At 39.3% G+C, this 14,741-nt stretch carries 11 protein-coding genes; 10 read left to right on the forward strand and 1 reads right to left on the reverse strand.

The window, feature by feature from the left end; translation table 11 throughout:
- The 5 genes from QSJ81_RS22225 to QSJ81_RS22245 all read left to right on the forward strand — a co-directional run.
- Positions 1-1,473 (forward strand): calcium-binding protein (locus QSJ81_RS22225; RefSeq protein WP_285719540.1); only part of this gene is annotated, 1,473 nt, incomplete at its 5' end.
- 197 nt (positions 1,474-1,670) lie between these two features.
- Positions 1,671-3,821, forward strand: a complete 2,151-nt coding sequence (locus tag QSJ81_RS22230; RefSeq protein ID WP_285719541.1) for a peptidase domain-containing ABC transporter — start codon at positions 1,671-1,673, stop codon at positions 3,819-3,821.
- A gap of 1 nt (position 3,822) precedes the next feature.
- Positions 3,823-5,181 carry an HlyD family type I secretion periplasmic adaptor subunit gene (locus tag QSJ81_RS22235; protein WP_285719542.1) on the forward strand — a complete coding sequence of 453 codons (1,359 nt, stop codon included), beginning with the start codon at positions 3,823-3,825 and terminating at the stop codon, positions 5,179-5,181.
- 4 nt (positions 5,182-5,185) lie between these two features.
- Complete coding sequence (locus tag QSJ81_RS22240) at positions 5,186-7,339, forward strand: peptidase domain-containing ABC transporter (RefSeq protein ID WP_285719543.1); 2,154 nt, start codon at positions 5,186-5,188, stop codon at positions 7,337-7,339.
- A gap of 9 nt (positions 7,340-7,348) precedes the next feature.
- Positions 7,349-8,263 (forward strand): glycosyltransferase family 2 protein, encoded by a 915-nt coding sequence (locus tag QSJ81_RS22245; protein WP_285719544.1) that lies wholly within the window; start codon positions 7,349-7,351, stop codon positions 8,261-8,263.
- Between the two features lie 174 nt (positions 8,264-8,437).
- Here QSJ81_RS22245 and QSJ81_RS22250 read toward each other — a convergent pair whose 3' ends face one another.
- Positions 8,438-9,994, reverse strand: coding sequence for a capsule assembly Wzi family protein (locus QSJ81_RS22250; protein ID WP_285719545.1), 1,557 nt, complete (start codon positions 9,992-9,994; stop codon positions 8,438-8,440).
- Between the two features lie 275 nt (positions 9,995-10,269).
- On the opposite strand from QSJ81_RS22250, the gene QSJ81_RS22255 reads away from it, so the two are divergent.
- From QSJ81_RS22255 to QSJ81_RS22275, 5 genes are all read left to right on the forward strand, one after another.
- Positions 10,270-11,064, forward strand: coding sequence for a tyrosine-protein phosphatase (locus QSJ81_RS22255; protein ID WP_285719546.1), 795 nt, complete (start codon positions 10,270-10,272; stop codon positions 11,062-11,064).
- A 505-nt stretch (positions 11,065-11,569) separates the two neighbouring features.
- Complete coding sequence (locus tag QSJ81_RS22260) at positions 11,570-11,776, forward strand: hypothetical protein (RefSeq protein ID WP_285719547.1); 207 nt, start codon at positions 11,570-11,572, stop codon at positions 11,774-11,776.
- A gap of 94 nt (positions 11,777-11,870) precedes the next feature.
- Positions 11,871-12,497 (forward strand): polysaccharide biosynthesis/export family protein, encoded by a 627-nt coding sequence (locus QSJ81_RS22265; RefSeq protein WP_285719548.1) that lies wholly within the window; start codon positions 11,871-11,873, stop codon positions 12,495-12,497.
- Positions 12,498-12,535: 38 nt separating this feature from the next.
- The gene (locus tag QSJ81_RS22270) at positions 12,536-13,999 is read left to right on the forward strand and encodes a GumC family protein (RefSeq protein ID WP_285719549.1); all 1,464 of its coding nucleotides are present in this window, start codon (positions 12,536-12,538) and stop codon (positions 13,997-13,999) included.
- Between the two features lie 2 nt (positions 14,000-14,001).
- Complete coding sequence (locus QSJ81_RS22275; RefSeq protein ID WP_285719550.1) at positions 14,002-14,697, forward strand: CpsD/CapB family tyrosine-protein kinase; 696 nt, start codon at positions 14,002-14,004, stop codon at positions 14,695-14,697.
- The last annotated feature ends 44 nt before the right edge of the window (positions 14,698-14,741 follow it).

Below are 14,741 nucleotides of genomic sequence, written 5' to 3' on the forward strand. Positions count from 1 at the left end.
ATAGATACCGTATTATCAAGTATTGCCTACACGTTGGGTGCCAATGTGGAGAACTTGACATTGACTGGTACAGCTAACATTAATGGCGTCGGCAATGACTTGAATAATGTCATCACAGGTAACAGCGGCAATAATGTTCTGGCCGGCGGTTTGGGTGCGGATACTATGATTGGCGGTCTAGGGAATGATACCTATGTGGTAGACAATATAGGTGACGTGATCGTAGAAAATGCAGGTGAAGGAACAGATACGGTGTATTCGAATCTTGCCAGCTATACCTTGGGATCCAATCTTGAGAACATGATTCTATATGGTACAGATAACATCAATGGTGTCGGTAATGACCTCAATAACGTCATCACCGGTAATAGTGGAAATAACGTTCTGAGTGGTGGCTTGGGTGCAGATACGTTGATTGGCGGTCTGGGAAATGATACCTATGTGGTAGACGATGTAGGCGATGTGATCGTAGAAAATGCAGGTGAAGGAACGGACACGGTGTATTCCAATCTTACTACCTATACCTTAGGAGCCAATCTTGAGAACCTAATTCTTTATGGTACTGGTAATATTAACGGTACTGGTAATGAAGTTAATAATGTTCTAACAGGTAACAGTGGCAATAATACTCTAGACGGTGGCTTAGGTGCGGATACGATGATTGGCGGTCTGGGAAATGATACCTATGTAGTAGACAATATTGGTGATGTTGTTGTAGAAAATGCAGGTGAAGGCATAGATACCGTATTATCAAGTATTGCCTACACGTTGGGTGCCAATGTGGAGAACTTGACATTGACTGGTACAGCTAATATTAATGGTGTCGGCAATGACTTCAATAATGTCATCACAGGTAACAGCGGCAATAATGTTCTGGCCGGCGGTTTGGGTGCGGATACTATGATTGGCGGTCAAGGGAATGATACCTATGTGGTAGACAATATAGGTGACGTGATCGTAGAAAATGCAGGTGAAGGAACGGATACGGTGTATTCGAATCTTGCCAGCTATACCTTGGGATCCAATCTTGAGAACCTAATTCTTTATGGTACTGGTAATATTAGCGGTACAGGCAATGAACTTAATAATGTCATCATCGCCAATAGCGGTAATGATAATCTATACGGCGGTGCTGGTAACGACACCTTGTATGCAGGTGCTGGCAACGACCTATTAGATGGCGGTTTAGGAAATGATACGTATGTTATTGATATAGGTTGTGGTAACGAGACGATTAATAGTTATGTAGGTAACAACATTGACAATGGCTTCGATACGCTTCAATTCCAAAATATAGCGCTTTCAGGTATGTCATTTACCAAGAATGGCAATGACCTGATTTGTACAATCGGCCAAACTGGCAAAACAATTGACGTATCTAATTGGTTTTTAGGTGCGAACTACCAAGTTGACCAGTTCCAGTTTGCAGATGGGACGTTAACTGCTACACAGGTTAGTCAAAAGATAGCTTAAGGGACAAGCTAATAAATTGCTGTATTTAAATAGTCTATAGTGGTGATAGTATCGCCTCTATAGACTATCTTTTATATAGATAATTTAGATGTTGCATAATGACGACTTCAAATGATATTCAAAGATTGCAGGGAATTATCAATTATTAGCGAAAATGGTAAATACAATGAGTATGAAAAGAATTGCCGAGGTAGTATATGACGATACAAACATCAAAACAAGAAAATGACTACTATGAAGCTGAGGTTTGCGATACAGCTTTAAAATGTTTAGTGGCAGTAGCGAATACTCTAAGAGTTACTGTAGATGAAGAAATTATACGCAAAATTTATTATGGGAAAGTTGTAATGGATACAGGGCTTCTTTTGGAATCTGCTAAGTTTTTAAAGCTAAAAGCAAAAGTAGTAAAGCCCAAGAAAGACGAATTGGTAAAGGTGCCAATACCAGCCATTGCGGTGATGCAGGATGGAAGCTATCGGGTAATAGGTCAGAATAATAAAGAGCAGGTACTTTTATTTGATCCCCAAGTAGGAAGACCTGAGACCATTGGGCTGGAGGAATTTTTGACGATTTGGAGCGGGGAAGTCATTACCATAAAGAGACCTTTCAGCCTAGAGGGGGCAGGACAGCAGTTTAATCTGGCATGGTTTATTCCTATTATATTGAGGTATAAGCGATTCTTTTATGAAGTATTAATAGCTTCCTTTTTTTTGCAGTTATTTGGTTTGGTTACTCCCTTATTTACGCAAGTAATTATTGATAAGGTATTGCTGCATAAAGGGGTAGCAACACTGGACGTTTTGGCTTTGGCATTACTCTTTGCTGCATTATTCCAAATGATAATGAATATATTGCGGACCTATCTTTCAACTCATACCACGAATAAAATTGATATGATTCTAGGTGCGAAGTTAATTCGTCATTTAGTTACCCTACCTCTTCGCTATTTTGAGTTACGTAGGGTAGGCGATACCTTGGCGCGGGTGGCAGCATTAAATGGTGTTCGTGAGTTTTTGACAGGCTCAACCATGACCATATTTTTAGATGTGTTTTTTTCGATCCTATTTATCCTGGTTATGTTTTATTATAGTGTACCGCTAACCTTGATTGCTCTTATCTCTTTACCTTTGTATCTGGCGCAGAATATGATTGCTACACCCATCTATCGCGAACGTTTGCAGGCGGTATGGGCAAGTGGGGCAGAAAGTAATGCATTTCTTGTAGAAGCCATTACGGGAGTACATACAGTGAAATCCCTAGCTCTTGAGCCCCAATTCAATCATAAATGGGAAACTCTTTTGGAGAGATATATCCGCACATCCTTTAATAGTGCTAAATTAAGTTTGGTTGTGGGAAGCACTGGAAGCCTGATTCAGAGCTTGACTGGCTTTAGTATACTGCTCTTTGGTGGACACAAGGTTATGAATGGGGAAATGACGATAGGGCAATTAATCGCCTTTCAAATGCTTGCAGGACAAGCTAGCGCTCCTCTATATCGCTTAACCTCTATATGGCAGTCCTGTCAGCAAGCGGCATTGTCAGTAGAACGCCTAGGAGATATATTGAATAATCCACCAGAGTCTTACCGTAAGAAAAATAATGAGAAAATACCCTCAATGGGAGGAAATATTGAGTTTAGCAATGTTACTTTTCGTTATCGTGCTGAAGGACAGATTATTTTGAATCAGGTTACGATTCAAATATCATCTGGTATGAGAGTGGGGATTGTGGGTCGTTCTGGCTCAGGGAAAAGTACTATGACCAAGCTAATACAGCGGTTATATCTGCCTGAAAGTGGTCAGGTTTCTATCGAAGGTGTGGATTTAGCGCAAGTGGAACCAACTCTGTTTAGGCAAAAAATTGGAGTCGTGTTACAAGAGAACTTCTTATTTAACGGCAGTGTGAGAGATAACATTGCCATGGCTCGTCCAGGAGTCTCTATTGAAGAAGTCATCAGAGCTGCAAAATTGGCTGGAGCCCACGAATTCATTTTAGAGCTACCTGAAGGCTATGATGCAAAGGTTGGTGAGCGGGGCATGTCCTTGTCAGGAGGGCAGCAACAACGAATCGCTATCGCTAGGGCAATATTGACTAATCCCGCAATTTTAATTTTTGATGAAGCAACAAGTGCTTTAGATTATGAATCAGAACGAATTATTATGAAGAATCTAGATGACATATCATCTGGGCGTACCATGATTATGATTGCTCACCGTTTATCAACCGTTCGACGCTGTGATAAAATCATAGTAATGGAACGGGGTCAAGTTGTAGAGCAAGGAACACATGAGGAACTAGTATCACTTAACGGGCTTTATTATAATTTATATAAGCAGCAAGAGGTATAAGATGTTATCAAAATTGTTACGATCCTTAAATGAAAAATTAAATGAGCAATGGCCGCAGAATGAAACGGAATTTTTACCTGCTGCCTTGGAAGTCTTAGAGACACCTCCATCACCTGTTGGGCGTATTATGATGTGGACATTTTTTGTAGTAATAACCAGCATTATACTATGGACATTCATTGGTCATGTAGATGAAGTTGCTGTTGCACCAGGGAAACTGATACCTATAGGGTACGTAAAAACGGTCCAAGCAGAAGACAAGGGTGTTGTGAAGGCAATCCATGTTAAAGATGGGCAGAAGGTGACACAAGGGCAGTTGCTGCTAGAATTGGATACTACATTTACTGCTGCCGATATGGCGCGCAACAAAAAAGAAATGGCCTATTATCGTTTGGAAATTGAGAGGTTAATGGCAGAAATGGAAGAGCGAGTTTTTACGCCTCAAAAGGATCCAGATCTTGAGGATAAGGATATAAGTTTTCAAGTTGGTCTATATCAAAGTAGATTAGCTGAATATAAGGCAAAATTGGCAACAGCCGAATTCAATGTGAGCCAGAGCCTGGCCAGTTTACGTAGCAGTCGAGCTACCTATGACAAGTATGCATCCCTTTACGAAATTGCTAGAGAAAAAGAAAAAAGAATTGAGCAATTAGTGAGTGAAAATGCTGTTTCAACTTTTACTTTATTTGATCATCAGGAAAAACGTCTAGAATTAGAACATAATATTTCGTCACAAGCCGCTGAAATAGCAAGGCTGGAATGGGCGGTACAACAGAGTCAAGAAGCAGTTACTACCATTAAAACGGAACGCAATCGAGATATCACTTCAAAGATGGTGGATGATAGAAAACAATTTCAAGCTTATGCGGAAGAAGTGAAAAAGGCAGAAGAAAAAGATCGCCTTTCCCGTATTGTAGCGCCGATTGATGGCAAGGTCAGCCAACTCGCTGTACATACCATTGGTGGAATTGTAACAGCTGCGCAGCCACTAATGGATATTGTCCCCGAAGATGCGGAATTGCAAGTGGAGGCATGGGTTGCCAACAAGGATATTGGTTTTATCCAGCAGGGACAGCCTGCTGAAGTCAAAATTGAAACCTTCAGTTTCCAAAGATATGGTACTCTTGGGGCTACTGTAGTGGAGATCAGTCCAGATGCTGTAGAGGATAAGGATAAAGGAAGGGTATACCGAGTTCTTTTAAGCCTTGATAAAAATTCTTTTCTGGTGAATGATCGATATGCAGCAGTTAGTTCAGGTATGACGGCCACTGGTGAAATCAAGATCAGGCAAAAGAGAATTATTGAATTCTTCCTCGATCCTTTCCGCCAGTATCAGAGTGAGGCTTTAAGGGAGAGGTAAGGATATGAGTCAAGAACAGTACGCGACTCAAACAGAGCCGCGTAAAATAGATACAGCGATTATTTGCTTGGTAACAATCGCAAAGATATTAGGTATCCCGGCAGATGAGGCCCAGCTGCGTCGAGCATATGTCGTAAATAGTGCGGGCGGTATGGATAGGATGACTTTACTGCGAGCTGCAGGTGAGCTAGGACTAAAATCGCGCTTGATAACAACGAGTCAGCAGCGATTTGCTAAAACCCCACTACCCGCTATCGCAACTTTAAAAAATGGAAACTTTATCGTAGTAGTACGATTAGAAAATGAAAAAGTAGTAATTATAGATCCTTATAGGCAGCATCCGTTTATGTTACCTGTAGAGAATCTTTTCAAGGCATGGAATGGCGAACTCGTACTTTTCACTCGTCGATATATTTCACCGAAGAAAAAAACGGAGGGGCTTTTTGACTTATCTTGGTTTATTCCAGCTATCTGGCGGTATAAGGGATTCTTGGGGCAAGTGCTGTTACTTTCTTTTATTTTGCAGCTCTTTGGTTTAATTACCCCAATGTTTACCCAAGTAATTGTGGATAAGGTCTTGATACACCGCAGTTTGAATACCTTAGATATATTAATCATCGGCATGGCTTTTGTTTCCCTATTTCAGGCATGGATTACAGGATTGCGCAGTTATTTATTTACCCATACTACCAATAAAATCGATGTAACCCTTAGTACAAAACTGTTTCGCCATATTATGGCTTTGCCTGTTACATATTTTGAAACATGGCAGGTGGGTGATGTTGTGGCGAGGGTCAGGGAGCTGGAAAATGTACGCCAGTTTATTACTGGTTCAGGACTTACTGTAGTATTGGATACAATTTTTGCTGTGGTGTATATCATTGCTATGTTTATGTATAGTAGTTATTTGAGTTTGATTACTTTATTGATGCTACCTTTGTATATCGTTTTAAATTTGGTCGTTACTCCTATTTATCGCAAAAGACTCAATGACAAATTTACTGCTGGTACGGAGAATGAAGCCTTTCTCATTGAAACGGTTACAGGAATCCAAACCGTAAAATCTTTGGCAGTAGAATCTCACTTCATCCAGAAATGGGAGCAAATGCTCGCAAGGTATATAAAAACAGCCTTTGCCACTGCCAATCTAAGCAATATTGCTGGCAATGTGGGTAGTTTTATTCAGCAGGTTTTTACGGTAGCTATTCTTTGGTTTGGTTCTTATCAGGTTATGCAGGATAAACTATCTGTAGGTGAGCTAATTGCATTTCAAATGATGTCAGGACAAGTTACTGCACCTATTCTACGCCTAGTCAATATGTGGCAGAGTTTTCAGCAGACTAAGGTATCCGTGGCGCGGCTTGGAGATATCTTAAATGAAACAGCGGAACCTGCATTTAATGCAAGTCGTACTACCTTGCCAGCTGTTCGAGGTGATATAGTCTTTGATCGAGTGACTTTTCGTTATCGGCCAGACATGTCGGAAGCCTTGCATCAATTGAGTATCAATATAAAAGCAGGTACAAGCATCGGTATTGTCGGACGTTCAGGTTCTGGTAAAAGTACATTGACAAAGATGATTCAACGATTGTATGTTCCAGAGTCAGGAAGAATACTGATTGATGGTGTGGATTTAGCACAGGTCGAACCTGCCTGGCTGAGGCGGCAGATTGGCGTAGTGCTTCAGGATAATTTTCTCTTTAATGGCACTGTACGTGATAATATCGGAGCAGCAAGATCGGACGTATCATTGGAAGAAATTATGGCGGTTGCTAGAATGAGCGGAGCTCATGATTTCATTTTGGAACTTGCGGATGGCTATGATACCATAGTGGGAGAAAGAGGTACGGCTCTATCAGGTGGGCAGCGTCAACGTATAGCGATTGCTAGGGCACTGTTAACTAATCCTCGTATTTTAATATTTGATGAAGCTACTAGCGCTTTGGATTACGAATCAGAACGTATTATTATGAATAATTTGGATTGTATTTCTGTTGGGCGGACTATGATTATGATTGCTCACAGATTATCTACTGTACGTCATTGTGACAATATTCTAGTGTTAGAACGAGGGCGGGTGGTCGAGACGGGGGCACATGAAGAATTGCTGGCGAAGCGTGGTGTGTATTATCACCTACACATGCAGCAGAAAGGGTAGGTCAGGATTTTGTTTAAAGTAGCTTTAATCATCCCAACCCTGAATGGCGGGGAATTATTTAAGCAATTATTAACTTCAATTTCAAATCAGTCATATCAACCTTGCCGCAAAATTATCATTGATTCAACGTCTAAAGATCAAACGGTTGTATTAGCCAGGAAGGCTGGTTTTGAAGTTGTTTCTATTTCTCCTGATGCGTTTAATCATGGATTAACTCGTCAACAAGGGGTAGAAATGGTAGCGGATGCTGATATTATAATCTTTCTTACACAAGATGCTATCTTGGCAGATTCGGAGGTCTTATCTAGATTAGTTGCCTGTTTTACTAATTCGGATATTGGAGCAGCCTATGGTAGGCAATTACCCCATTCTAACGCTACACCTTTAGAGGCTCATGCGCGCTTGTTTAATTACTCTGCTGTGAGTAGAATAAAATCAATAGAAGATTCGCCAGCGTTGGGAATAAAAACAGCTTTTATTTCTAACTCGTTTGCTGCTTATCGTCGATCAGCTTTAATCGGCATAGGTGGATTTCCAATAAATACCATTTTAAGTGAAGATACCTATGTAGCTGCAAAAATGTTATTAGCTGGCTATAAGATTGCCTACTGTGCAGAGGCCCAGGCGTATCATTCTCATAATTATTCATTTATACAAGAGTTTAAACGTTATTTTGATATTGGTGTTTTTCAGGCTCGTGAGTATTGGATTCGGGACAAATTTGGTCAAGCAGAAGGCGAAGGGTTAAGGTATATAGTTTCTGAGTTGAAATATCTATGGAGGCATAATTATATCTCTTTTTTTCCTTCTTTTGGTGTACGTACATTATTGAAGTATATGGGATATAAGTTAGGGTTATGGGAGAAGAAAATTCCTACTTCCATCAAGCGGCGCATTAGTATGCATAATAGGTATTGGAAATAGCAGAGAAAACAGTTGTACCATGTGGTAACAGCTGTTTTTGCTTTTCACATTGAAAATCATAATTTTAGCAGGTGGTGGCTATCTTTAAACGAAAACGTTCAACGATAAAACGATAAAGTAAACCTCCGAGAATTGCTGAAATGGCAACATTCTTGGAGGTTTTTGTTGAGAATCTTAAAATTGTTTTGTCAAATTCGTACTTATTAGATAATTTCTATCGGAATTTCCACTTTTACAATTTTTATTTTTTATATTGGACATTCCAATAGAGCTATCCAAAAACAGATCATTTTGTAGTTTTTTTCTTGTTGATATCCAAATGGAATCGATATTCTGTGGTGTAGCAGAGCTAGGAGTAAATTGTTGTGATAAATGTTCTAAGTGCAAAGAGAGTTGCGTGCCATTCGGTGCGAAGTGAGTGAATTTAGCATAATAGCGATAAGCATTGTTGCCCATTGCATCGCCCAGGAGATTGCCTTTGTAAGTGTAGCCATCAGTATAGGCCCAATGATTATACCAGGTTGGTCTGGTATGTGCCCATTCAACATGCAGATCCCAGTTGCCACTTGGTGTCAGGTGTGGAAGATAAAGTCCGATTAATTCTGCATTTTCGGACGGAACGGGAATTATTTTTAATACATGGGATTGGTCTTCACCATAGAGTTCGCCATATATTTGGAGTCCATTTAGTTTTGGCAGGCGCCATCGGAAATCGGCACCAGCAATTGAATCCCAGTTATCGTTTTTAGAGCCAGCTGCATTTTTCCCTGTTAGGAAATCTATATAGTCACGAGCGCTGAGCATATGCCCCTGTCCTCCAACTATGGAAGTACTTGCAACTGCGAAGGTAAAATTATTATTTGGGGTGAAATCAGCTCTCATTCCTGTAAAAGAGGGATACTTAATATCCGTACGGTTATTTTCCAAAACGGAATAGAAAAAAGTTGTATTCGTCTGACCTAAAAGAGACAGTAATCCGTTAAATTTCATTGGTTCGAGATTCGTCAGTTTAATTGATGTTTGTGGTGTCGCGTTATCCGTTAAAAGGAGAGTGCCTCTATAACCTTGTCCCCACCACATAGGGTCTTTTCCTATTTGTACAGACATATTATTGATATGTGTTTTAATGTATGCTGATTGCATTGAATAATTCGTGGTAGTATCATTATGGATAATTTGGGGTGTGAAGGATAGTGCGAAATCATTGTTAAGATTCCCCTCATACTGCAAAGACATTACTTCGTTTGCATGCATGGCATATTTATTCCCATTATCATTTATATGCAGAGGCTGATAATGAGACTTAGTGCGTTTATTTGGTAAAACATCACCACTATAGTAAAACTCACCCAAAGAAGCCTCTTTGAGATAAAGCTTACTAACCTGTTTATTCGATAATTCTTTGTTAAAATCTTTAGTTAGCTCCCCAAGCATTGAACGTGCATACTGGGGTGCAGATGATTTATCCATATTCATTGAAATTTGGCGAATATATGTTGCGACTTGAAGCCTGGTATACGGTTTGGAACCTGTCGGCATAGCATCAAGATAGCCTAGGCCGTCCAATTTCTCTAGATAGTCGTAAACATAACTGCTTAAGGAAACGTTAGGGGATACCACATATTTATTAATGGTATTTTCTGCGGTAGATTCGCAATGCGCTAGAGGCAAACTAGTGCTGGATGCGATAGTAAAAGCAACAAGAAATCTTTTGGCCCAGTATGGATTCATTTTCAATCTCCTTTTGTTCTTAGATATTTTTAAACATATCATTATATGTATATATATTCCATAAGATCATAATATTACCTGAAATTATGTAAATATACTAAAAATATTATAGTAAATGAACGGATCAAGCATTATAGTCATACTGCTATTCCCTTTTATAGTAAATTGGTATAATATGGGAGATGAGTTGTTGTATATCAGCTTTTTCGCGATAGTGCTATAGTTACAATCATTACTATGTGCTAGATTACATAGAGGTGAAAAGGAGCAGTACAATGTTTGATTTACATAGCCATATACTGCCAGCCATGGATGATGGTGCAAAAGATATGGGGATGTCCTTAGGGATGCTGCAGATGGCAGTTGATAATGGTACAAAAGGAATTGTAGCGACTCCCCATGTCATAGAAGGAAAATGGCTGCCAACTTGGGATAGAGTTATCGCTGAATGTAATTTGCTACGAGAGACGGCTCTAGCAGCGGGGATAAAAATTCCTATATTCCCCGGGGGAGAGATTGCCATACATCTTGACATTTTAGATTTGCTAAAAGGCCCGGGGGCCTATTGTATCAATGGTGGACAATATATATTATTGGAGTTGCCTGCTGCCCACATTCCCAATTTTATTGATGATTTTTTATTCACCCTACAGGCTAGAGGTATAACCCCTATTATTGCACATCCAGAACGTCATCCGGATCTAGGAAAGAATCCAGAAATCCTTGTAGAATGGATCAATAGAGGTGTATTGACCCAAGTAAATGGGACAAGTATTACCGGCCATATGGGGAAACGTGTAATGGTCACGGCTGAACTATTTCTTATGAATAAGATGGTTCATATTCTTGGTTCTGATGCCCATTCAGAGCATAAACGTAATACCGACTTGAAGTCAGCTGTGGCAAGAATGAAACAGTTGATAGGACCAGAGGCAACTTGGGACATTATAGCTGTAAATCCAGAGAATATCCTTTCTGGCCGAGATATAAATATACCTGAAGTTGACGAAATAAAAATAAATGTAAAAAACAAGGGCATTATGAAGTGGATAGCTGGATTATGGAGATGAAGTAAATAAATTCAATTATAAAAGAAGGGTCAGCAAATATTTTCGATGAAAATACTTGCCGACCGTTCTTTTTTCTTTACGGAATCAGAAAGTATAACACTTCCTTGATTTCAAGTAAGAGCGACTAAGGCTTCTGCCTGCGTCTGAGGACTTGCCTAAGCCAAGTCTTTTCTTATGTAATAACTGTAAGAAATAAAAGGTACTAATTCTAGAATGCAGCATATACTGATAAAGTAGAATTAAAATACAAAAATCAAGTATGTGAATTATAGTGAAAATTAGGTATTTGTATCATAAATAGAAATAAATTTAAAACAAATTATTACAATTCCAAGGCATCCCCTAATAATATATTACCTTAAATTGATGAAACGATAATTATATATATATATCTTGGGGGAAGATGTCAATAAAAATGGTATTTTTTTACTTTACTGGGTATATAATCAATATTATACTGGGCATACAATATATGCATGCCATAAATTGTTAAGGGGATGATATTGTGAAGAATCAGCTAGAACGAATAGTGGAACTAAAGCAGTTAATAGTAGCTGCGGGGTATCATCCTGCTCAAATTAACGATATTGTCAGAGAATCGATTGGTGACACTAGTTTAGGTATGATTACCCATGAACAGAGTTGTAGATTAATCGAAACATTAGAATACTATTGCGAGTTTGCTAAGAGGTGCCAAAAAAGCAAATTGTAGAAGGTGAATTGAGACCTCTAAAGAGGTCTTTTTAGCTTTTTGGGAACGAAATAATATGAACTTTAAGAACGATTAGTACGTGGGAGGTATTTTAGTGAAGTATGTTGTTCATATCGTTATCATAACTGTATTTGTAGTAAGTATGGCTATGCATGTTGTTTGGGCAGAAGAATATCGCCTTAGCGCCGGTGACATTCTAAGTTTTGGAGTGTGGGGCTATGATGACTTACAAACCAAAGAACTTATGATCAGACCTGATGGCAAGGTTAACTTTCCTATTGTTGGGGAAGTTAACGCGCAGGGAATTACTGCAGGTCAATTGACAGAACTACTTACTGAAGGTCTCAGTCATTATGTTAATGATCCTAAAGTAACCGTCAATATTATTAAATATCACACAACTCGGGTTTACGTATTGGGTGAGGTAGTGAAACCAGGGATGTATGAATTGGAAAAACAGCATAATCTGCTTGATGCTCTTGGTGTGGCTGGAAGCTATACTCGAAATGCAGCTAAGAAAAAAGTCTATATTATTCATCAAAATCAAACGAATACTCCGGTAAAGGTGAATTTGATGAACATATGGGAAAAAGGTGATATGACACAAAATTATGCACTTTGTGATGGAGATGTAGTATACCTTTCTGATAATGGTAGGATTAATTTTGCCACTGATATTCTTCCTATCATTACAGGCGGCTATTATATGACACATATGTAACTATTACTGTGCTAATAATCTTCTTGGAGGGAAAAAGAATGGAAGAAACAACAATCGATTTAAAAGAAATTATAAAAACCATTAAAAAACGCCGCAATTTGATTAGAAATGTATTTGCAGTGATGGTTATAACTACAGTGGTAGTGAGCTTTCTCATTCCCCCTACCTATGAAGCGGAAACGACTTTGCGTGTGAAGCAGCCTAAAGGACTTGCTGATTCACTGTTGGCTGATCTACCAATAGGGAGTAGTAATGACACGAAACTGTTAATGAACACATATGCTGAAATTTTGAAAAGCAGATCGGTAGTAGAATCAGTCATTAATAAAACGCAGGCTGACAAACAAGATATACCGGATTATGATGAAATGTTAAAACGTATTTCGACACTACCCGTAAAGGATAGTGAATTATTAAAGATAAAAGTAACGGCAAAATCAGCGGAAGAAGCACAGGTTGTTGCCAATACATTGGTTGATACATTTACAGAAAGAATGACTCTGCTGGTACGGTCTGAACAGTCAGAAGTGCGCAAGTTTATTGGCGAGCGGATGGTAGAATCAAAAAAGGAGCTAGAAAAAGCGGAAAATCTATTACAAAAATATAAAACGGATGAAAATATTGCAGCCCCTACTGAAGAAACAAAAGCTATAGTAGAGAGGCTTTCTGCTATTAACAAACTATCAGCAGAAAACACGGTAGCCCTTGCCGCTGCACAGGCCAAAGTTAGTAGTGTGAATAGAGAATTGGCGGAGGAAAAACCAGGGTTTGTAGCTGACAGTCCCCTTATTCAACAATACAAAGGTAAGTTAGCTGATTTAGAAGTCCAATTAGCGACATTATCTCAGAATTTTACGGATAAGCATCCTCAGGTAATGTCTACACGAGCTGCTATTATAGAGACAAAAGCCAAATTAAATACCGAATCAGCCCGTGTACTGAATGCAGAAGCTCCCTCAATGAATCCAATACACTTAGGGCTATTACAAGGGAAGATAGAAGCAGAAGCTGAGATTGCTGCTGGCAGTGCACAGAAGGAAGCGATTAGCAAAATAGTAGCAGATGGCGAGAAAATACTAAACAAATTACCTGCGAAGGAACAGGGGCTAATACGTGTAATGCGTGATGCTACAGTTGCGCAAGAAATATATGTCATGTTGGCAAAACGCCATGAAGAAGCACGGATCAGCGAGGTCATGCAACCTACCGATGTGCAGATCATTGACGTAGCTGCCATGCCAGTTAAACCGATCAGTCCCAAAAAGACACTCAATGTGATCATTGCTGCGGCACTGGGCTTATTTACCGGCCTAGGAATAGCCTTCATGACAGAATATATGAATAGAACGGTGAAAAGTGTAGAGGATGTTAGAGATTATCTTGATCTTCCTGTGTTAGGAAGTATTCCGCATTTTGAAAGTGAAATGAAATTGGTAGCAAACCCTGGCATGTGGGCGAATATCAAAAAGTTAGTAATGGCTAAAACCAACAAGGGAGAATAATAATGAGTACTGATAAATACAAGCTTATTGTACATGAAGAAGCTAAATCCCCAATTGCTGAAGCGTACCGTACACTAAGAACGAATATTCAATTTTCAAAAACAGATGGTCAATTACAAACGATCCTGTTCACTAGCTCTGGACCAGGTGAGGGCAAATCAACGACGCTAGCAAATACTGCAGTTGCATTGGCTCAGTCCGGCAAGAAAGTTATTATGATGGACTGTGATTTTCGGAAACCGACCTTGCATAAAATATTTAGTAAGAAAAATCAGGGCATTACGAATATTTTGGTTGAGGAATTTTATGCTGAAGATTTGATCCAAGAAACACTGGTGGAAAATCTCAGGATATTGACCAGTGGGCCGATCCCCCCTAATCCCTCAGAATTACTGGGGTCTACAAAAATGCAGGGTTTATTAAACTATCTGAAAGAACAGGCTGATTATTTAATTATTGATGCACCGCCAGTAATTGCTGTTACAGATGCTTGTGTAATGGCTTCTAGAGTTGATGGCATTGTTTTAGTTGTCAATTCTGGTATGGTTCGCCCTGAAATGGCCCAAAAAGCGAAAGATTTGTTGATAAAAGCCAATGGGCATTTGTTAGGAGTCATTTTGAATCGTGTGGAGATAGAGGAAGAGTATGCTTATTACTATTATTACTATGGAAGTGATACGACTAAGATAGCGAAGTAGATATCTTAAGCGTATAAATAATTTAATTTGAGGTGATTTTGTGC

Source organism: Pelosinus sp. IPA-1 (assembly GCF_030269905.1).
Classification (GTDB): Bacteria; Bacillota; Negativicutes; order DSM-13327; family DSM-13327; genus Pelosinus.

What these genes read in the sequence shown, in the direction of transcription:
- QSJ81_RS22230 (WP_285719541.1), top strand. Translation starts at nt 1,671, where the DNA reads ATGACGATACAAACATCAAAACAAGAAAATGACTACTATGAAGCTGAG.
- QSJ81_RS22235 (WP_285719542.1), top strand. Translation starts at nt 3,823, where the DNA reads ATGTTATCAAAATTGTTACGATCCTTAAATGAAAAATTAAATGAGCAA.
- QSJ81_RS22240 (WP_285719543.1), top strand. Translation starts at nt 5,186, where the DNA reads ATGAGTCAAGAACAGTACGCGACTCAAACAGAGCCGCGTAAAATAGAT.
- QSJ81_RS22250 (WP_285719545.1), bottom strand. Translation starts at nt 9,994, where the DNA reads ATGAATCCATACTGGGCCAAAAGATTTCTTGTTGCTTTTACTATCGCA.
- QSJ81_RS22255 (WP_285719546.1), top strand. Translation starts at nt 10,270, where the DNA reads ATGTTTGATTTACATAGCCATATACTGCCAGCCATGGATGATGGTGCA.
- QSJ81_RS22270 (WP_285719549.1), top strand. Translation starts at nt 12,536, where the DNA reads ATGGAAGAAACAACAATCGATTTAAAAGAAATTATAAAAACCATTAAA.
- QSJ81_RS22275 (WP_285719550.1), top strand. Translation starts at nt 14,002, where the DNA reads ATGAGTACTGATAAATACAAGCTTATTGTACATGAAGAAGCTAAATCC.